The 257-nt window shown below is 47.1% G+C and carries 1 rRNA gene; it reads right to left on the bottom strand.

The window, feature by feature from the left end:
- Positions 1 to 103, bottom strand: a 16S ribosomal RNA gene (locus ACQG07_RS19235); the annotation flags it as partial.
- Between the last annotated feature and the right edge of the window lie 154 nt (positions 104 to 257).

Below are 257 nucleotides of genomic sequence, written 5' to 3'. Positions count from 1 at the left end.
TTCGCCACTAATCCACCCAGCAAGCTGGGCTTCATCGTTCGACTTGCATGTGTTAAGCACGCCGCCAGCGTTCGTCCTGAGCCAGGATCAAACTCTCCGTAAATGTTGAATTGCACGACCACCGAAGTGACCGGCACATTTCGCGCACCATGCCACCGGAATAGGTGAACACGATGCAAGTTTGAAACTGACAGAACAAATCATTACTGACTTGCTTTGTTTTGTTTAAATGTTTTCCAAAGGAATCTCTTACAACA

It is taken from the genome of Plantibacter sp. 2H11-2 (assembly GCF_050031945.1).
In the GTDB taxonomy this organism is placed as follows: Bacteria; Actinomycetota; Actinomycetes; order Actinomycetales; family Microbacteriaceae; genus Plantibacter; species Plantibacter auratus.
Note: the sequence above shows the minus strand (reverse complement) of the source record. Positions and strands in the feature narration are given on the sequence as shown.